This window comes from Paenibacillus thiaminolyticus (genome assembly GCF_007066085.1).
GTDB lineage: Bacteria > Bacillota > Bacilli > Paenibacillales > Paenibacillaceae > Paenibacillus_B > Paenibacillus_B thiaminolyticus.
Map to the genome: position 1 here is coordinate 5790193 of NZ_CP041405.1, position 19338 is coordinate 5809530.

Here is a 19338-nt window from a genome sequence, read left to right on the forward strand (position 1 = left end):
GTGTAAAATGAGGAAATGTAAGGCAACTGAGCTTAGGATCCCCATACTTAATAAATTATAAATTTTAGGTAAATTTCCTTGTATTGACATTATTGAAGGAGGTTTTTCCTTGCATTCGCAATCATCGCTGCATTCGATTATGGAACAGATCCAGTCTACGTTGGATCAATGCATATTAGGGAAGTCATTCGAGATTGAATTAATGCTTACCGCCATGGTGGCTGGCGGCCATGTGCTTATCGAGGATGTTCCGGGAACGGGCAAGACGCAGCTGGTCAAATCATTGGCGCGCACGATGGACGGGGTGTTCCGCCGGGTCCAATGCAATCCTGACCTGCTGCCGACCGATATTACCGGCGTTTTTATTTTCCATCCCAAAGACCAGCAGTTCGTGTTCCGTCCCGGACCGGTCATGTGCAACGTGCTTCTTGTGGACGAGATCAACCGGGCGACGACGAAGACACAATCCGCCCTGCTGGAGGCGATGGAGGAGCACCATATTACGGTGGACGGCGAAACTTTTGAGCTGCCCGTTCCGTTCATGCTCTTCGCCACTCAGAACCCAATCGAGTTCGAAGGAACGTTCCAGTTGCCCGAAGCTCAGCTTGATCGCTTCATGTTCAAGATCAACCTGGGCTACCCTGATGAAGCGATGGAGCGGGCGATGCTGACTCGCCATGTGCTGGGACAGCCATCCGAGCGGGTCCAGCCGATTACGGATATTTCGGTGATTGAGCAGATGCGGGAAGCTGCTCGCGGCATTCATATCGACGATGCCGTCGCTTCCTATATTATTGATGTGGTCCGTGCGACGAGGATTCACCCGCACATCGTGCTGGGCGCAAGCCCGCGCGCTTCCGTAGCGCTCATGCAGGCGGTCAAAGCCCGCGCATGGATTCAAGGCCGGCGATATGTCACTCCCGATGATGTCAAGGCGCTGCTTCCGTTCGTCCTGGCTCACCGCCTCGTGCTCGATATGGAAGCGAAGATGGAGGGTCTGACCGCGGAGCAAGTGCTTATGGATGCGGTCCGAGGCGTGCCGGTACCGGTCCGGATGGAGCTGTAGCATGAATTCGCCGCAGCTGGTGCCCCGCCGTCCGCGTTCGCGGAGACGGATATTTTTTATTGCGTTCGTCATTTATGTCAGTTGTGTTTTCTATTTTCTGTTCCAGGGCGGCAAGACATCCTTCATGCTGCTGTCGATGGCCACCGTGCTTGCCGTCTATTGGACATGCGGGTGGTTCGGGGGCGTGAATAAGGTGCAGGGACAGCGTATGGTCCGCAGAGGGACAAGCCAGTTCCTCCCCGCCCAATCCCGCATCCTGGTCTCGGTGGAGCTGCGCGTTCCGGGATGGATTCCGCTACCTTATGTTATCGTGCAGGACGGGCTGTACCGCTTCGATGAACTGTACAGTCAAGCGGAGTCAGCCGTTACCCTGAACGCCGGGAGGCAGGCCGTCTGGACGTACCGGACGCCGCCGCTTCCGCGCGGAGCATACCATTTGGATGCGACCACATGCTTGTCCAAAGATTTATTCGGCATTTTCGAGCAGCGCGGACAGTTCCATACGCCGTCCTCCTTCTCCATCTTGCCGGCCACGGTTCCGATCCCTGCCTGGAGCCAAGCCGGCCATCAAGCGGTCCAGCCCGGACAGACGCAAGCGATGGATAAGAGGAAGCGGGAGTCAACCCAATTGAACGGCATACGGGAATACGTGCCTGGCGATCGTCTCTCGCGCATTCATTGGAACGCCACCGCCAAGACCGGAAGCTTGAAATCGAAGCAGTTCGATCAGGAAGTGCAAGCTCCAATCCTGATCGTGCTCGATATCAGGACCGCCTCCTATGAGAGTCCGGCTAGCTTCGAATTGGCGCTCTCGGCAGCGGCATCGATTGCGCAATATGCGAAGGCGAACAGGCATCCGGCCTATTTGGCCGGAATCGGCGGCTCACTTCATTGGTGGGACGCCATGGCGCTCGCACGCGAACCGGTAGCTTACAAGCAGTGGCTGTCCACCATTGAGCCGGAGATCCCCAATCCGCAAGTGAATGACCGGATTGGCACGATGCTGGCGCAGCGCGCCTCACTGCTGCGCGGGGCGTCCGTCGCCTGGATCAGCGGGACGATGACATCCGGCGATATGGCGGCTATCGGCGGCCTTCGCTCCCTTGGCGGCAGCGGCACGTTCATTCATGCCGCTCCCGGCAGAGGCCCTGATGAAGCCAGCCTGCTTCGCGACTTGGCGAAGCAGGGCTTTGACTATAAATGGCTGGATGAACTGAACCATCTTCCTAAGCTGCTTGGAGGTGGGATGACATGGAAGTGAACCGGCAGCCGGAGTTCGCTTACTCGGCAAGCTCCGTTCAACCGGCAGGGCCCGGAATGATGAAGCGCTGGCTGCTTGGCGGTTGGAGTGAGCGCCTGTTCTGGACTTGCCTCGCCGTTATGGTATGGCAATGGATTGTGATGCTGGAGCCGTATTGGTATGACGAGACAATCGCGATGTCCAAGGACGCGCTCCTAATGATATGGGGAGTTTCTGTATTATTTCCCCGGCAATTTTTTGGCCGGCTGCTTATCGGGCTGCCGCTTGTAATGCGTGTCATATATATGGAGCTGATTCGCAATCATCTCTGGATTGAGGACGGAACGCGATGGGAGAGGCTGCAAGCCTTTCATCCTTATATATGGTTCGTTATCGGCATCTGGCTCTGCTATGAAGCGATCAACCAGATTGTCCGCGGGCCGGGCCGCATCATAATGTGGCTGCTCGTTCAAGTTGCCGTTTTCGGCATCCTGGATTCTTTTACCGAGGATATATTATGGGATCAGGTCGCATGGATCGTTGGGGCGGCGCTCGTATGGCTCATCGGGCTTCATTTCTCCCAGATGAAGCACAGCTATCCCGAGATGAAGCGAACGTCGCTGCGGTATCTGCTTCAGATGGCCGTAAGCGCCATCGTCGTTATTGCGCTGATCATCACGGTCGGGGTGAGCGTGCCCGGATTGGAGCCGATTCTGACGGATCCGTATACGGCCTGGACGAACCGGAACGGGACCGGCGGCACCTTCGTCGACCGTATCGTCTCGAACGTAACCGGTACCGGAGCGACGAGCCCCACCACTTCCGGCTACAGCAACCATGACAGCCAGCTTGGGGATGGCTTCCAGATGGATTATCAGCCGGTGATGACGGTAACCTCCGAAGCCCGCGGCTATTGGCGGGGGGAAGCCAAGGATATCTACACCGGTCAGGGCTGGGTCGATGCGAGGCGGGAAGAGAGGCTGGAGCCGATGAGTCTAGGCGAGCGGTTCGAGGCCGACGACGCCCCTTCGAAGCGGATTCAGACGAAGGAGATTATCCAGACGGTGCAGATTCAGAGCGATCAGGTATATCCGGTCCTGTTCGGCATGTATTCGGTAGCGGCCGTAGAGGAGCTGGAAGGCGTCGAGCCGGACGGACTCTCCTGGAACGGGAGAGAGAGCGAGGTCCGGTACGTGGGGAGAGGCGCTGCCCGCTATCCGATAAGCTATACGATTGTGTCCCATGTCCCGATCGTCTCGGAACAGGAACTGCGAGCCGCGCCCCCGTCCGAAGCGCCGGACAGCGCCTACCTGCAGCTGCCGGATCGCCTTCCGGCCCGAGTCGTCGACCTCGCGAGGAGCCTGACCGAAGGGGAGACGAACAACTACGACAAGGCCAAAAAAATCGAACAGTATTTACGGACCCAGTTCACTTATACGAATGTTCCAAATATTTCGAAGCGGACCAGCGACGATTTCGTCGACGGGTTTCTGTTTGAAATCAAAGAAGGTTACTGCGACTATTTCTCCACCTCGATGGCCGTCATGCTCCGCAGCGTGGGCGTGCCGACGCGCTGGGTGAAGGGCTATGCGCCCGGAGCCCGCGAAGGAGCGGATCGTCCGATGATGACGGGCTCCTTCGATCCCGATGAAGGCGGCCGCTTCCGCGTCACGAATGCGGATGCGCATTCTTGGGTAGAGGTATATATGGGGGAATACGGCTGGGTGTCCTTCGAGCCGACCCCGGGCTTCAGCATGCCGAGCCCGGAGCAGGCGGAGGAGCAAGAGCCCGACACGCCGGCCGAGCAGGAAGAAGAGACACAGCCTGAAGTGAAGGAAGAGAAGAAGGCCAGCATGCCGGAAGAAGAGACCGCGCTTCCCGCTTGGGTGATTACGGCAGCCCGAACGATCGTCGGCGCTGCGCTGCTCGGTGCCATTGCATGGCTTGTCCGGCAATGGGGCCAGGCCGGATTCTCGCTGCGTTGGCTGCGCACCTTCCGCCGGCGGATATCGCCGAATGATCGGGTCGTGCTCGAGACGGAGCTCTGGCTGAGCTACTGCCGGCTTCGCGGGCTGCGCAAGGAACCGCACGAGACGGTGCGCGAAGCGGCCTTCCGCTGGAGCGAGGGCCAGCAGGAGCTGGAGGCTTCCCTCCAGGTGATCGTGCCGATGTTCGAGCAAGCGAAATACAGCGGCGAACCGCTGGAGCAAGCCGATGTGGCCCGGTTCCGGGAAGCGGTAAGACAGTTCCGGCGCGTCCGCAAACGTTAATCTCCGCTTCCATGTCACGCAGGAAGCGGGAGACAGGGAGCCGGAATGTGACGAAATGAAGCCGTTCCGCACGGGAACGGCTTTTTTTTGCACGAAAATCAAAGAATATGGTATAGTTTTTCGTATGAAAACGAGGTGACTGTTTTGTTGGAAAGGCTTATTCCCCGTCTTCGGGTAAGCTCCGTATACGATATTGATTTGGACAAGTTGGCGGAACAAGGCATTCGCGGCATCATTACCGATCTGGATAACACGCTCGTCGGCGCCAAGGTGCCGGAAGCGACCCCGGAATTGGCGGCCTGGCTGAAGGAAGTCGACCGCCGCGGATTCAAGGTCGTCATCGTATCGAATAATGATCATACGCGCGTATCCCGGTTCGCCGTCCCGCTCGATCTTCCGTTTATTCATGCGGCCCGCAAGCCGGCGCAGCGAGCTTTTCGCCAAGCGCTGTCGCTGATGGGGCTGAAGCCGGATCAGACAGCTGTCATCGGCGATCAGATGCTGACGGATGTCCTGGGAGGCAACCGGCTCGGCATATTTACGATATTGGTGCAGCCTATCGCCATTCAGGACGAAGGCTGGGGAACCCGCATCAATCGGCGCATTGAGCGTTATGCCACGGCACGGTTGAAGCGAAGAGGATTGTGGCACGAGGAGGAGAAAAGGTGAAGGACAATCAAGAAAAGCAAGTATGCAGCGGCTGCGGTGTCACGGTGCAGACCGGGCAGGCCGATCAGATCGGCTATGTCCCGGCGTCCGCGCTGAATCGCTCGCCGCTGATTTGCCAGCGCTGCTTCCGGATCAAGCATTATAACGAGGCGGCTTCTGTTGCGCTGGATCAGGATGATTTTTTGCGTTTGCTGGGGCGAATCGGCCAGGAGGACGCGCTGGTCATCCATATCGTCGATTTGTTCGATTTTGACGGCAGCGTCATCTCCGGGCTGCAGCGGTTCGTTGGGAACAATCCGGTGCTGCTCGTCGTGAACAAGATCGACCTGCTGCCCCGTTCGACGAACTGGAACCGCTTGACGAACTGGGTACAGCGGCAGGCGAAGGAGCATGGCCTCCGCATCTTGGACGTCATTCTCGTCAGCGCCAAGCGCAATGCCGGCTTCGAACGGCTTGTGGAGCAGATGAGCCATTGGCGCCGCGGCCGCGACGTCTATGTCGTCGGGGCGACGAACGTAGGCAAGTCCACGCTGATTAACCGCCTGATTGGCGATTACAGCGATATGGATCGGGAGCTGACGACATCCCGTTACCCGGGAACGACTCTGGATCTCGTACATATTCCGCTGGATGACGGCAAGCATATCATTGATACGCCAGGCATCGTCTACACGAGCCGCTTGACGGAATTGGCCAGCCGGCAAGATCTGGGGGCCCTCCTGCCAGACAAGCCGCTCAAGCCGGCGGTCTACCAATTGAACGAAGGCCAGACGCTGTTTTTCGGAGCGTTTGCGCGCTTTGATTTTGTGGAAGGCGAACGCCAATCCTTTACATGCTATATCGCAAATGGGCTTCCGATCCACCGGACGAAGCTGGAGCGGGCAGACGCTTTGTACGAAGAGCACCGCGGGGAGCTGCTGGCGCCGCCGACACGGGAGCGACTGGATGAGCTTCCGGGCTGGACGAAGCATCAGTATCGGATCGGGACAGGCTCCGAGACCGATATATTCATCTCAGGGCTCGGCTGGATCAAATGCAACGGCAAGGAAGGGGCGCTCGTGGAGATTCACGCGCCCAAGGGGGTCAAGGTGCTGACCCGCCGCGCGATGATCTAGCACAATATACCGGGGGGAGCGGTTACCATGGTACGGAACGAACAGGCAGGGACGATTCGGCCTCCGGCGGCCATCGACAGCTCGACCGCTGTGTTCGCGGTCATCGGTGATCCGATCAAGCATTCCAAATCGCCGCTGATGCATAATGCCGCCCTGCGGGAGCTGGGGCTGAACGCCGTATATACGGCGTTCCATGTCGCGCCCGAGCGGCTTGAGCAGGCTGTGCAGGGCATGCGCGCTCTGGGCATCGGCGGAATGAACGTGACTATTCCGCACAAGGAAGCGGTCATGGCGCATCTGGACGAAGTGGATGAGAGCGCGACTGTCATCGGCGCCGTCAATACGATCGTCAACCGGAATGGCCGGCTGATCGGCTACAATACGGACGGGCTCGGGTTCGTCCGTTCGCTGCAGGAGGAGATGATCTCCGATCTCCGCCAGTCCCGGATCTTGCTGATTGGGGCCGGCGGGGCCGCGCGCGGCATCGCTTATGCGCTGCTGAAGGCGGGTTGCCGCAGCTTGCATATCGCCAACCGCACGCTGGGACGGGCCGAAGCGCTGGCAAGCGATCTGTCCGCCTTCGGAACGGTATCTGCCGTCCAGCTTGGCGAGCGGCCCGCGATCGATGCGCGCGAGGTGGATATCGTCATTCATACGACCTCGGTCGGCATGCATCCGGACGTGAATGCGCTGCCGTTCGATCCGGACTGGCTGCGGCCGGATATGATCGTAAGCGACATTGTCTACAATCCGCTGGAGACGGCCTTGCTGCGGGAAGCGAGCAAGCGCGGCTGCCGCACGCATAGCGGGCTCGGCATGTTCGTCTATCAGGGCGCGATCGCGCTGGAGCTGTGGACGGGAGCCGCTGCGCCAGCCGCCCTGATGCGGGAGCAGGTATGGAATACATTGCGTCACGACTAAATCATTTGAATACACCAATTTTGATATCAGACATATAAGGCAGGGACAAACATGTTAACAGGAAAACAAAAGCGCTATTTGCGCTCGCTCGCACATCATGTGCAGCCTATTTTTCAAGTAGGCAAAGGGGGAACCAATGATCAGCTTATCCGTCATATCGAGGAAGCGCTGGAGGTGCGCGAGCTGATCAAAGTATCGATCTTGAACAACTGCATGGACGATCGCTTCGAGGTGGCGGACGAATTGGCAAGCCGCTCGGGCGCCGAGCTGGTCCAAGTCATCGGGAAGACGATCGTGCTCTACAAGGAATCGGCTGAACATAAGCAGATTGAACTGCCATAACCGGCGGAGGTGCAGACGTGAGACAAATCGGGATTATGGGCGGGACGTTCAATCCGATCCACCTGGGGCATCTGGTGGCCGCCGAATGCGCCCGCGAAGCCGCAAATCTTGATGAGGTGTGGTTCATGCCCGCTCACGTGCCGCCGCACAAGACGAATCATCCTCAGGCGGACGGCAAGCATCGCCTGGAGATGACCCGGCTGGCTATCGCGGGCAACCCGTCGTTCCGGGCAAGTGATTGGGAGCTGGCCCGGGGCGGGGTGTCCTATACGTATGATACCGTCCTCTCGCTGCGGGCCGTCTACCCGGATGTAAGCTGGCATTGGATTATCGGCGCCGATATGGTTGCTTACTTGCCGAAGTGGCACCGGATCGACGAATTGATGCGTCTGATCCGCTTCGTCGGACTGCACCGGCCGGGCATTCTCTGGAACGAGGAGAAGCTGCCGCAGGCATGGCAAGGCCGCATCCTGGCCGCTGACATGCCCCAGATGGATATCTCTTCGACGGATATCCGGCAGAGAAGAGCGGCGGGACGCTCGATCCGCTATCTTGTTCCGGAAGCCGTCGAACATTATATGGCAAGGTGGGGATTGTATGAAGCTGACGCGCCAGCAATTGATTGAATCCGTCCAGGCGCAGATGCCGGCCGCGCGCTGGAAGCATACCCAGGGCGTCATGGATACGGCCGTTATTTTGGCCCGCCGCTTCGGAGCGGATCCGGAGAAGGCGGATCTGGCGGCGATTCTTCATGATGTTGCCAAATACTGGCCAACCGACCGGATGGAACGCGTCATTCGCGAAGAGAATTTGCCGCCTGTGCTGCTGGAATACGACAAGCAGCTGTGGCACGCGCCCGTCGGCGCGGTCGTTGCCGCACGGGACTACGGCGTGCAGGACGAGGAGGTGCTGGATGCGATCCGGTACCATACATCGGGCCGGGCGCCGATGACATTGCTCGACAAAATTGTCTGTCTGGCGGATTATATCGAACCCGGGCGCGATTTCCCGGGCGTGGAGCGAATCCGGGAACTGGCCGGTCAGGATGTCAATCTTGCGCTCATCGCCGGCTTCGATTCAACGATCGGCTTTTTGCTCTCCCAGCGCCGGCGTATTTTTCCGCTAACGGTCACAGCGCGGAACCGGCTGATTGAAGAATTAGAGCAATATTAGGGAAGCCTAAACGGCATAAGGGAAACGGAGCTGCGTGCAATTCCGTTGCCGGAGTGCCAGTATATGAGGATTAATGGAGGTTACGGTATGACCATTCAACCAAGAGAGCTGCTCGACATCGTCGTCGCGGCAGCGGAAGATAAAAAAGCGATGGATCTCGTCGTGCTCGATTTGCAGGGCATTTCTCTCGTCGCAGATTATTTCGTTATTTGCCACGGGAATTCCGATACCCAGGTACAGGCGATTACGAATGAGGTGCGCAAAAAGGTTCACGAGGCGGGCGTAGCGGTCCGGGGGATGGAAGGCTTGGATTCCTCGCGCTGGGTCCTGCTCGATCTGGGCGATGTCGTTGTCCACATCTTCCATCGCGAGGAGCGCGAATACTATAATATCGAGAAGCTGTGGTCTGACGCGAAAGTTGTGGAGATGGCATGACGCTGACCGCGGGCACGATAACACGGCTGCAGGTGGCGCGGGAGGTGTCGCCTTACGGCTACTTCCTGACAGACGGGGAACAGGACGTCATTCTTCATTATTCCGAACTGACAGGTTCCGTGAAGCCAGGGGACGAGGTCGACGTCTTTCTATTCTATGATACGGAGGATCGGCTTGCATCGACGATGAAGCGGCCGTATCTCACTCTCGATCAGATTGCGCCGCTCCAGGTGGCGGACGTTCATCCGCGATATGGCTGCTTCCTGGAAATGGGCATCGGGCGCCAGCTGTTGCTCCCGAAGGGCGAACTGCCCGATTACGAGCCGCTTCATCCCCAAGTCGGGGACACGGTCTATGTTAAGATGATCCACGACCGGGTAGGCCGGCTCGTGGCGCGGGCGGCGCTGGAACAGGACCTCGTTCCGCTGGCCTTCCATGCGCCGGATGCTTGGCGCAACACCTGGCACGAGGCCGTCGTCTACCGGGCGCTGAAGATGGGGACCTTCCTCGTGCTGGATGGCGGTCCGATCGGCTTCGGCGCCATCGGATTCCTGCACGAGTCGCTTCGGCCGCGGCCGCTCCGGCTCGGGGAGAAGGTGCGCGTGCGCGTCACTCATATTCGCGAGGACGGCCGCGTGAACGTGACGATGGCCGAACGCAAGGAGATTGGCATGGATATGGATGCGGATCGTCTGTTCTCGTTTCTGCGGGATCGTCCGAACGGGGCGATGCCGTATTCCGACGAGACGCCGGCTGATATTGTGAAGCAGCGGTTCGGCATGAGCAAGTCGGCATTCAAGCGTGCGGTCGGGCGGCTGATGAGAGCCGGGCTCGTCAAGCAGCAAGGAAGCTGGACGGAGCTGTCGGAGAAGGGCGCCACGATTGGCGCGGATGAGCTGCAGCAGATCCTCCAGACCGAGAAGCCGGCTCCGCCGCGGCCGAAGAAGCGCTGACACGCGGCAGGCGAAGAAGCGCTGGCAACGGCGCAGGTGAAGAAGCGCTAACCATGCCGCAGCGCGAGGGAAGGACGGAGAGGCTGATGGAATCTTATGGCCGCTTTGCCGCGGTCTATGACCGCTTGATGGAAGATATGCCTTATGACGCCTGGGTGGAATTCGCCGAGCAGGCATGGAGACGCTATATGCCGTCGAAGCCGGAGCGGATCGTCGACCTGGGCTGCGGAACGGGCAATATTACGCTTCCGCTCGCCGTCAGAGGATATGCGCTGACCGGCATCGACCTGTCAGAGACGATGCTGGCCGTCGCCGAGCAGAAGGCCGCCTCCGCGCCCGCGAAGTCGGGCAGCATCCGTTGGCTGTGCCAGGATATGCGGGAATGGAATGGCGGCGAGCCGGCTGACGCAGTCGTGTCGTTCTGCGATTGCCTGAATTACATTACCGAAGAGGCGGATGTGAAGCGGGTGTTCGCCGCCACGTTCCGGCAGCTGCGCGCCGGCGGCGTCTTCTTGTTCGATGTGCATCATAGGCGCCAGTTCGAGTCGTACGCAGACACGCAGCCTTTTGCGTATGACGACGACGACCTGGCATACATTTGGTTCTGCGATTATGATGAGGAGAGACGGGAGATCGAGCATCAGCTGACTTTTTTCATCCGGCAAGAGGCAGGAGCCCTGTTCGAACGGATCGACGAAGCCCATGTTCAGCGCGCCTATGAGACGGAAGCGATGGCGTCCTGGCTGCGCGAGGCCGGATTTGCCCGAGTGGAGATGTACGCTGACTTCGGATGGTCTCCGCCGGACGGCCAGTCCGCGCGCATTTTCTATGCGGCATTGAAGGAATAGCCGGCCGTGAAGCAGCGGCTAGGCGACAATCGTTGACAATATCCTTACTTTTCATTATGATATAACTACTTGCGTAAGCTGGGTAAGGTTATGCATAATTGAAGAAGTGCAATAAGACTGTGATGAGGATTAGTAGCTTGATGCGCGCATCGCACAGAGAGCCGGCGGTTGGTGGAAGCCGGTGATGGGCAGGAGCGAACTCGCCTCGGAGTCTCACAGCCGATCGGCAGGGAGGCTGTGACGATTCACCGGCGTTAACGGTGCAGAGGGAGTGGAAGGCAAAGCATGCCTTTCGCTAACTAGGGTGGTACCACGGGAATTGAACCTCTCGTCCCTAGCGTTTTTCGCTAAGGGCGAGAGGTTTTTTGCTGTATCGGAATAGATAAGCGGCGGGCACGCGTGACGTTTCGGTTGCAGCACCATGAACCTGGCCCGGTACCGGGCCGTGTCCCGCGGATACGGAACGGAAGCGGGAGGTTCCCGCACGAATCGGGCGGACTGGTGCCTGATTCCTTGAGAGGGCAGGAAGGGCCCGTCTCTTGCGGGTTCAAGCAGGATGATATTCGCATAAGGTGCGGGGCGGGCTGCGCGCGCAGCCTTCACCGGGCACGGCAAGGAGGATAACGGATGAGTCAAGAAGTCAATCAGCCGCATGGCTATCAACCGCAAATTTTGGAGAAAAAGTGGCAGCAGTACTGGGAGGAGCGCAAGACATTCGCTACGGAGGAGAACTCCAGCAAGCCGAAGTTCTACGCGCTCGACATGTTCCCGTATCCTTCAGGTGCAGGGCTGCACGTCGGCCACCCGGAAGGATATACAGCGACCGACATCATTTCCCGATTCAAGCGCATGAAGGGGTACAATGTGCTTCATCCGATGGGTTGGGATGCGTTCGGCCTTCCGGCCGAGCAGCACGCGCTCGACACGGGCGAGCATCCGCGCGACATTACGGTGAAGAATATCAACAATTTCCGCCGCCAGATTAAGTCGCTCGGCTTCTCTTATGATTGGGACAGGGAGATCAGTACGACCGATCCCGACTATTACAAATGGACTCAGTGGATCTTCATCCAGCTCTACAAGCGCGGACTCGCGTATGAAGCGGAGATTCCGGTGAACTGGTGCCCGGCGCTCGGAACCGTGCTGGCCAACGAGGAAGTGATCGACGGCAAGTCGGAACGCGGCGGCCATCCGGTCATCCGCAAGCCGATGCGGCAATGGGTGCTGAAGATTACCGAGTATGCGGAGCGGCTGCTCGAAGATCTGGATGAGCTGGATTGGCCGGAGAGCCTGAAGGATATGCAGCGCAATTGGATCGGACGCTCCGAAGGGGCAGAGGTCCGCTTCGCGATCGACGGACGTGAGGACTACATCACCGTGTTCACGACGCGGCCGGACACGCTGTTCGGTGCGACATACTGCGTATTGGCGCCGGAGCATGAGCTGGTTGGCCGGATCACGACTTCCGGGCAGCAAGCGGCGGTTCAAGCTTACCAGGAGCAGGCTGCGCGCAAGAGCGACCTGGAGCGGACCGATCTCGCGAAGGATAAGACAGGAGTGTTCACCGGCGCGTATGCGATCAACCCGGTGAACGGAGCGAAGCTTCCGATCTGGATTGCCGACTATGTGCTGGCCGGTTATGGAACCGGGGCCATCATGGCCGTTCCGGGCCATGACCAGCGGGACTGGGAATTCGCGAAGCAATTCGAGCTGCCGATCGTGGAAGTCGTCTCCGGAGGAGATGTGGCGAAGGAAGCGTTCAGCGGCGACGGGCCGCACGTGAACTCGGACTTCCTGAACGGGCTAGGGACTGCCCAGGCGATTGCCCGCATGAATGAGTGGCTGACTGCGGAAGGCGTCGGCCAGCCTAAGGTTACGTACCGTCTGCGCGATTGGCTGTTCAGCCGCCAGCGGTATTGGGGAGAGCCGATTCCGATTCTTCATCTGGAAGACGGCACGATGAAGCCGGTTCCGGAGTCGGAGCTGCCGCTGATGCTGCCGGATGTCGATCACATTCAGCCTTCGGGTACCGGAGAATCGCCGCTCGCGAACGTCACGGAGTGGGTGAATACAGTTGATCCGGAGACCGGGATGCGTGCGCGCCGCGAGACGAACACGATGCCGCAGTGGGCCGGAAGCTGCTGGTACTATCTGCGCTTCATCGATCCGAAGAACGGAGACGCACTGTGCTCCAAGGAGAAGCAGGCGGAATGGCTGCCGGTCGATCTGTATATCGGCGGGGTTGAACATGCGGTCCTTCACTTGCTGTATGCCCGCTTCTGGCATAAGGTGCTCTACGATATCGGCGTCGTCGAGACGAAGGAGCCGTTCCAGAAGCTGGTCAACCAAGGGATGATTCTTGGCACGAACGGCGAGAAAATGTCCAAATCCCGCGGCAATGTCATCAATCCGGATGACATCGTGAACGAATTCGGTGCGGATACGCTGCGGATGTATGAAATGTTCATGGGGCCGCTCGAGATTACGAAGCCATGGAACGAGAAGGGCGTCGAAGGCATGTTCCGCTTCTTGAACCGGATCTGGCGCCTGTTCATTACGGAGGACGGCCAGCTGAACAGCAAGATTACGGACGGGACTGGAGAAGACAGCTTCATCCGCACCTGGCACAAGACCGTGAAGAAAGTGACCGAGGATATGGAGGCGATGCGCTTCAATACGGCCATCAGCCAGTTGATGATCTTCATTAATGACGCGTACAAGGCCGAGACGCTGCCGCGCCAGGCGATGGAGAACTTCGTGCAGCTGCTGTCGCCGCTCGCTCCTCATATCGCCGAGGAATTGTGGCAGCGCTTGGGGCATAGCGGATCCATCACGTATGTATCGTGGCCATCGTATGACGAAGCATTGACGGTTGACGCCGAAGTAGAGATCGTCATTCAAGTGAACGGCAAGATAGCGGATCGGATTCGAATTGCTGCCGATGCGGACGAAGCGGCCATGCAGGAAAAAGCGATGTCTCTGCCGAACGTTCAGGACGCCATTTCTGGCAAGACCGTCCGTAAAGTCATCGCTGTCAAAGGCCGGCTCGTCAATATTGTTGTCGGTTAGCCTCCTACCCGGCGAACTGGGACTGAACCTTTTCCAGATCCTCTTCATATTTCGCGTGGGTAACCTGAATGAGCTGGTGGAACATATCTGCCAGCTCTTCATTCATTAGCCGAAGCGCCTCGGCGGTGATCCCGCCGGGGACAGCTACGCGCTGCTGCAGCTGTTCCGGAGTAAAGCCTCCTTCCGTCAGGAGCTTGCCGGTGCCCAGCAGCATCTCGCTGGCGAGGCGCGACGCTTCGTCCCGGCCGATTCCGGTCGCTTCCGCGGCGGCATCAATCCACCGCTGCAGGAAGAAGGCGATGAACGCCGGACCGCAGCTGGACAAGTCGGAAGAGATGCGGGTGTATTTCTCATCAATGCGCAGCGGTTGGCTGATTGACGACATCAGCCTCTCCAGGAGCTCCCGATCCTCCCTCTGAATCCGGCTGCCGTACATACAGAGCGAAGCGCCGCTTCGGACGTAGCTCGTGATGCTCGGGATAATTTTCGCCACCTTGCAGGGCAGCTTCCGCTCCAGGTGCTCCAGCAGCACCGGGCTCGTAATCGACACCAGGATGAGATCCGGGTGCGCCGCATGCTGAATCTCCTCCAGGACCGTCTTGAATTCCAGCGGCTTGACACACAGAAAGACAATGTCGCTCAGCCGGACCGTCTCCGCATTGCTTGGCGAGACTTGAAGCCCGGGGTGTTGAGAAGCCAGGAACTGTACTTTATCCCTCGTACGGTTGCTCGCGATGACCTGCTCCGGTGACACAGCGCCGGATTGAATCAATGCATCGATCAGCGTTGTCCCCATACTTCCCGTACCGATAAATCCGACCTTCACGGATGTTCCCTCCTCTGTTTGCACATTTGCATACCCTGACGCAGAACGCCCAATATATACGAATGGCTATACTATGTTTATTACCTATATGTAAGACGGGTTGGCCAATATACGTGTTCTATCGAAAGGAGCATATGGATGAAGAAGAGCCGTCATGTGTTATCCTTGCGCGCTTGGATTGGTTTGACGGGCATGGCCATTGCCGGGCTTGCCATCTTCATGGGCTTATGGCTGAAGCCGCAATGGGAGGAAGCCGCGGGCGGATGGACGCCGCTCAATGACGCGATTGCCGGCCGGCTCGCGGCTGGAGAAGAGGGCCGGGACATGGGGGAACGAAGCGGAAGCCCGAATCCGGCGTCCGCTTCGACCTTCCCGGCCACGAAGTCCGGGAGAGAGGCAGGTCCCGATCTGGCCTCGAGTGCAGGTCAGAGTGTCAATCATGCCTCAGGAGACCCAAATCAGCTGCTAACGATGCAGCCGGATAAGAAGCGGCCAGAGCCCGGTTCGGGCGAACAAGGGAGCGATGCTCCCGCCTCGGCTGAAGCTTCTGCCGCGGGGCCATCGGCGGGCGCGAAGGCAAAGGACGCCGCCAGCGGGCGCATCAATATTAATGAGGCGGATGCAGAAGCTCTAATGAAGCTTCCGGGCATCGGGCCGAGCAAATCGCAAGCCATCGTGACATATCGGGAGAGTCACGGCCCGTTCCAGCGGCTGGAGGATCTGAAGAAGGTCAAAGGGATTGGCCCTGCCATCTTCGCCAAGCTACGCGATCAGGCCTCGATTAAGTAGCGGGACGAACATCCGGTGAGGGATCTGGTTGCGCAGCGAAGGTATCGTGCTTAGAATGAAGGTAGAACGATGGCAGCGGTCATCAGCCTACTACAGACAGGAGAATGAATCGGATGACAACAAGTGTACGCAAAGATTGGGACACCTACTTCATGGATATCGCCTATATGGTGTCTACACGTTCACGCTGTCCTAGGCGGCATGTCGGCGCTGTGCTGGTGCAGGGCAAGAAGCTTCTCGGAACGGCCTATAACGGAGCGCCGATGGGCGTGCCGGATTGCAGCGAAGCCGGATGCATGATTGTGGAGCAGTATGAGAAGATCGTCGCTGACGGCGAGGAGCAGATGGTGAAGAAGGAACGGTGCATCCGTACCATTCATGCAGAGCAGAATCTGCTGCTGTTCACGGATCGGATCGACAGAGAGGGCTCTACGGTGTACGTAACGGACGAGCCGTGCTGGACCTGCGCCAATATGCTGGCGAACAGCGGCGTGACGGAGATCGTCTACCACCGCCCTTATCCGAAGGATAGCGAGAAGGTAGCGGCGATGATGAAGCAGAAGGGAATTGCGTTCCGGACGCTGGCCTCCTATCAGCCGCCGCAGGAAACGATAATGGATACGACAAATTAATGATGTGGGGAAGAACCTCCATGCCGGAATTCCGGGTACGCCATGAACAATGGGCCGCGGAACGATGGCGTGGAGGTTTTTTGCGTTCGGCGAACCTTGACTGGGGGCTTCCTGAATAGCCTTACAAGCCGAGCCAACAACAATGAAATCCAAACACCATGTCACACCAAACCATGCCAAGAACCATGTCACACCAAACAAAAACCCAGGAGGTGAGCGTAACATTGCTGTCGCGCAGACCGATTGTTGCCGTGGCCGGCTGCTTCGTCATCGGGATTCACGCCGCGGCTTCATTATCCGCTGTTCACGCCGTACTGGCCGTGGCGGGACTGCTGCTGCTGCTTCCGCTAGGATGCGCGCTTCGCTGGTGCAGCGTGAGGCAGGCAGCACTATATGGAGCGGCGCTTCTATGTTCGGCATCGCTATACATTGTAACGGAACACCGCAACGCCAGCCGCTGGACGATGCCTGCCGATGCTAGCCCTAGCCAGCCGGCCGCAGAGGGAAGCTGGGACGGATATATCCTGTCTCCGGCGGAGCGTGACGGGGACCGGGTGCAGTTCCAATTCCGGGCCCTCTCATGGCAGCCGAACGAAGGAACTGAGCCGGAGCCCGTGGACGAGAAGCTGCTTGTCCAGATCCGCCTCTCGTCGCCATCGGAGCTGGATACGGTCGAACGGTGGAAGCGAGGTCAGGCCATACGCCTGCATGGCCAGCTGTCTGCGCCGGGAGAGGCGTCGAACTTCGGGGCGTTCAGCTATCGGGAATATCTTCGGCCGCAGCGCATTCATTGGATTATCCAGGTTGCAGGAGCGGAGCAGGCCGTCATGATTGACCGGTTGAGCCGGAACGGATACCAGCGGGCGGAACAGGCCGTGCACCAGGCGCTTGCCCGGGTCGACCGGGTTCGCGGCGCGCTGCTGGAGCTGATGGAGCGGCTGTATAAGCAGCCGCATAGCGGATATATGCAAGGGCTGGTACTTGGAAGCCGGACGGAATTGGATCCGGAAACATACCGCCAGTTCTCGGAGCTAGGTCTGACGCATGTGCTGGCCATCTCGGGACTTCATGTCGGCGTCTTCGCGGGGGCGCTGCTCGGCCTGCTCCGGCTGCTCCGCTTATCGAAGGAAAAAGGGATGTCGATCGTTCAATGCTGCCTCCCGGTGTATATGCTGCTCACGGGAGCGGCTCCTTCGGTGATCCGGGCCGGATTGATGTCGATGCTTGCCTTGTACTGCTTGCGCAAGGGCTGGCTGAAGGACGGACTCCACATCTTGGCCCTCGTCCTGGTGGCGATGCTGCTGTGGGACCCGTATTATGCGCTTCAGATCGGCTTTCAGCTATCGTTCGCCGTGACCGCCGGCTTGATTATCGGGGTGCCCCGTGTCATGCGGCTGCTGCCGGACTGGCCGCCGTGGCTGTCCTCTTCCGCCGGCGTGACCTTGGTCGCCCAGGCCGTATCTTTTCCGTTGACCGTCTATTATTTCCATCAATTTTCGATCTTGTCGTTCGCGGCCAACTTCCTCCTCGTCCCGTTCATCAGTCTCGGCGTGCTCCCTGCAGGAACGCTCTCGCTCCTCGCAGGCCTTCTCTATGAGCCGGCGGCCCGGCCGCTAGCCTGGATCGTGGCGCAGATGAACGAGCTGACGTTCCGGATCGTCGAATGGCTGGCAGCCATCGAAGGCACGAGCTTCATTTGGCCGCAGCTCCCGCTATGGTGGATTGGGGCCTACTACGGGAGTCTCTGTCTCGTCTTCGCTTCATGGCGCCGGACGGCTGAAGGCGGAAGCTCCTCGCTGCGGAGCAGGGAGGCGACAGAGGATGGCGATACACAGCCGCTCGGATCATTCGTGGAGGTGCGCCCCTCTTCACCGGGGATCCGCCGCATCGGCTTCGTCTTGGCATCTGTTCCGCTCGTTGCGGTTCTTGTGTGGGGCTATGGGGATGGCCTCGGGAGGGATGCGCTGGTCAGCTTCATTGATGTCGGCCAAGGCGACAGTATTTTGATTCGTACGGCTTCCGGCAAGCATGTGCTGGTTGACGGAGGAGGGACGGCAGCATTCCGCAGGCCGGGGGATCAGTGGAGGGAACGCCGCGTGCCGTTCGAGATCGGCGGGAAGGTGATCGTCCCCTTGTTGAAGCAGCGGGGCGTACGGCAGCTGGACGCGGTCATGCTGACGCATGCGGATCAAGATCATGCCGGCGGACTCTTGGCGGTTCTGCGGCATCTGCCGGTAAGCCGCTTCATTACGAACGGCACGTGGAAGTCCTCGGCGACGATGACTGCGCTCTACCGGACGGCTCTGGAGAAGCGGATCCCGATTAGCGGCGGGCAGGCAGGCAATTCGTGGATGGTCGACGAATGGACCCGGATAGATGTCCTCTATCCGATCATGGATAGCGAAGCGGGTCTCCTCCCGGACGAGGAGAATCAAAATCGCGCCTCCCTCGTCTTGCTACTGACGTTGACCCATCCGCGAAGCGAGGCGCGGGCGACGATGCTGCTGGCGGGGGATGTGGAAGCCGGCGGAGAACGGCGCATGCTGGCCGGCGCCGCAGGCCCAGATCGGCTGCCGCCCGTCGATGTATACAAGGTGGCGCATCACGGAAGCCGGACATCATCCACCCCGGAATGGGTAGAAGCGATTCGGCCGGCGGCAGGCGTTATCTCGCTCGGACGCAATAACCGTTACGGGCATCCGCATCCGAACGTGCTGGCCACGCTGGAGCGGGCGCGGGTGCATGTGCTGCGGACCGATTGGGACGGGGAGATCCAGTTCAGGCTGACGGCGCAGGGTTTGAAGGTGCGGACAAAGCGTGATAGGATAGTTCCATAGAGTTAGAGAGCAGCTTCGAAGCACGTCGGCTTGACGTGCTTTTTGCGGCTTGTCACCTTGTTGTATCATGCAATGCAAAACAAGGCATCTTTTGCTATGCTAAGTGATGAATTTATGCGAATGAGAGAATAAACTACAAATTGGAAGCTAACC

At 59.0% G+C, this 19338-nt stretch carries 17 protein-coding genes and 1 other annotated feature; of the genes, 16 read left to right on the forward strand and 1 reads right to left on the reverse strand.

From position 1 onward, the window contains the following. The first annotated feature begins 109 nt into the window (after positions 1 to 109). The 13 genes from FLT43_RS25520 (at position 110) to leuS (ending at position 14101) form a co-directional block, all read left to right on the forward strand. A complete protein-coding gene (locus tag FLT43_RS25520; RefSeq protein WP_087442046.1) occupies positions 110 to 1066 on the forward strand; it encodes an AAA family ATPase in 957 nt (318 codons plus the stop codon). Between the two features lies 1 nt (position 1067). Continuing rightward, a complete protein-coding gene (locus FLT43_RS25525; RefSeq protein ID WP_087442047.1) occupies positions 1068 to 2327 on the forward strand; it encodes a DUF58 domain-containing protein in 1260 nt (419 codons plus the stop codon). Continuing rightward, positions 2318 to 4576, forward strand: coding sequence for a transglutaminase TgpA family protein (locus FLT43_RS25530; RefSeq protein ID WP_087442048.1), 2259 nt, complete (start codon positions 2318 to 2320; stop codon positions 4574 to 4576). Before FLT43_RS25525 ends, FLT43_RS25530 begins: the two co-directional genes overlap by 10 nt. A 144-nt stretch (positions 4577 to 4720) precedes the next feature. Further along, complete coding sequence (locus FLT43_RS25535) at positions 4721 to 5245, forward strand: YqeG family HAD IIIA-type phosphatase (protein WP_174818163.1); 525 nt, start codon at positions 4721 to 4723, stop codon at positions 5243 to 5245. Continuing rightward, positions 5242 to 6360, forward strand: a complete 1119-nt coding sequence (yqeH, locus tag FLT43_RS25540; protein WP_087442050.1) for a ribosome biogenesis GTPase YqeH — start codon at positions 5242 to 5244, stop codon at positions 6358 to 6360. The genes FLT43_RS25535 and yqeH overlap by 4 nt, the downstream gene beginning before the upstream one ends. 27 nt (positions 6361 to 6387) lie before the next feature. Beyond that, on the forward strand, positions 6388 to 7281 hold the full coding sequence (gene aroE / locus FLT43_RS25545; protein WP_087442051.1) for a shikimate dehydrogenase: 894 nt from the start codon (positions 6388 to 6390) through the stop codon (positions 7279 to 7281). Between the two features lie 51 nt (positions 7282 to 7332). Continuing rightward, positions 7333 to 7623 (forward strand): ribosome assembly RNA-binding protein YhbY, encoded by a 291-nt coding sequence (yhbY, locus tag FLT43_RS25550; protein ID WP_087442052.1) that lies wholly within the window; start codon positions 7333 to 7335, stop codon positions 7621 to 7623. 17 nt (positions 7624 to 7640) lie between these two features. Beyond that, a complete protein-coding gene (locus FLT43_RS25555) occupies positions 7641 to 8249 on the forward strand; it encodes a nicotinate-nucleotide adenylyltransferase (protein ID WP_087442053.1) in 609 nt (202 codons plus the stop codon). Next, a complete protein-coding gene (gene yqeK / locus FLT43_RS25560) occupies positions 8221 to 8796 on the forward strand; it encodes a bis(5'-nucleosyl)-tetraphosphatase (symmetrical) YqeK (protein WP_087442054.1) in 576 nt (191 codons plus the stop codon). Before FLT43_RS25555 ends, yqeK begins: the two co-directional genes overlap by 29 nt. 87 nt (positions 8797 to 8883) lie before the next feature. Next, positions 8884 to 9231: a ribosome silencing factor gene (gene rsfS / locus FLT43_RS25565; RefSeq protein WP_087442055.1), complete on the forward strand. Its 348-nt coding sequence runs from the start codon at positions 8884 to 8886 to the stop codon at positions 9229 to 9231. Continuing rightward, a complete protein-coding gene (locus FLT43_RS25570; protein ID WP_087442056.1) occupies positions 9228 to 10184 on the forward strand; it encodes a CvfB family protein in 957 nt (318 codons plus the stop codon). The genes rsfS and FLT43_RS25570 overlap by 4 nt, the downstream gene beginning before the upstream one ends. 86 nt (positions 10185 to 10270) lie before the next feature. Beyond that, positions 10271 to 11032, forward strand: coding sequence for a class I SAM-dependent DNA methyltransferase (locus FLT43_RS25575; RefSeq protein WP_087442212.1), 762 nt, complete (start codon positions 10271 to 10273; stop codon positions 11030 to 11032). A gap of 110 nt (positions 11033 to 11142) precedes the next feature. Next, positions 11143 to 11371 (forward strand) — a binding site (T-box leader). Positions 11372 to 11659: 288 nt separating this feature from the next. Further along, positions 11660 to 14101, forward strand: coding sequence for a leucine--tRNA ligase (gene leuS / locus FLT43_RS25580; protein WP_087442057.1), 2442 nt, complete (start codon positions 11660 to 11662; stop codon positions 14099 to 14101). 4 nt (positions 14102 to 14105) lie between these two features. On the opposite strand, the gene comER is transcribed toward leuS, so the two are convergent. Beyond that, a complete protein-coding gene (comER, locus tag FLT43_RS25585) occupies positions 14106 to 14951 on the reverse strand; it encodes a late competence protein ComER (RefSeq protein WP_255321571.1) in 846 nt (281 codons plus the stop codon). A gap of 114 nt (positions 14952 to 15065) precedes the next feature. Between comER and FLT43_RS25590 the strand changes: the two genes are divergently transcribed. The 3 genes from FLT43_RS25590 to FLT43_RS25600 all read left to right on the forward strand — a co-directional run bounded on the left by FLT43_RS25590 (position 15066) and on the right by FLT43_RS25600 (position 19185). After that, positions 15066 to 15716 carry a ComEA family DNA-binding protein gene (locus tag FLT43_RS25590; RefSeq protein WP_087442059.1) on the forward strand — a complete coding sequence of 217 codons (651 nt, stop codon included), beginning with the start codon at positions 15066 to 15068 and terminating at the stop codon, positions 15714 to 15716. A 113-nt stretch (positions 15717 to 15829) separates the two neighbouring features. Next, positions 15830 to 16348, forward strand: a complete 519-nt coding sequence (locus tag FLT43_RS25595) for a deoxycytidylate deaminase (RefSeq protein ID WP_087442060.1) — start codon at positions 15830 to 15832, stop codon at positions 16346 to 16348. A gap of 224 nt (positions 16349 to 16572) precedes the next feature. Then, entirely contained in the window at positions 16573 to 19185 is a 2613-nt protein-coding gene (locus FLT43_RS25600) for a ComEC/Rec2 family competence protein (protein WP_087442061.1), read from the forward strand. The last annotated feature ends 153 nt before the right edge of the window (positions 19186 to 19338 follow it).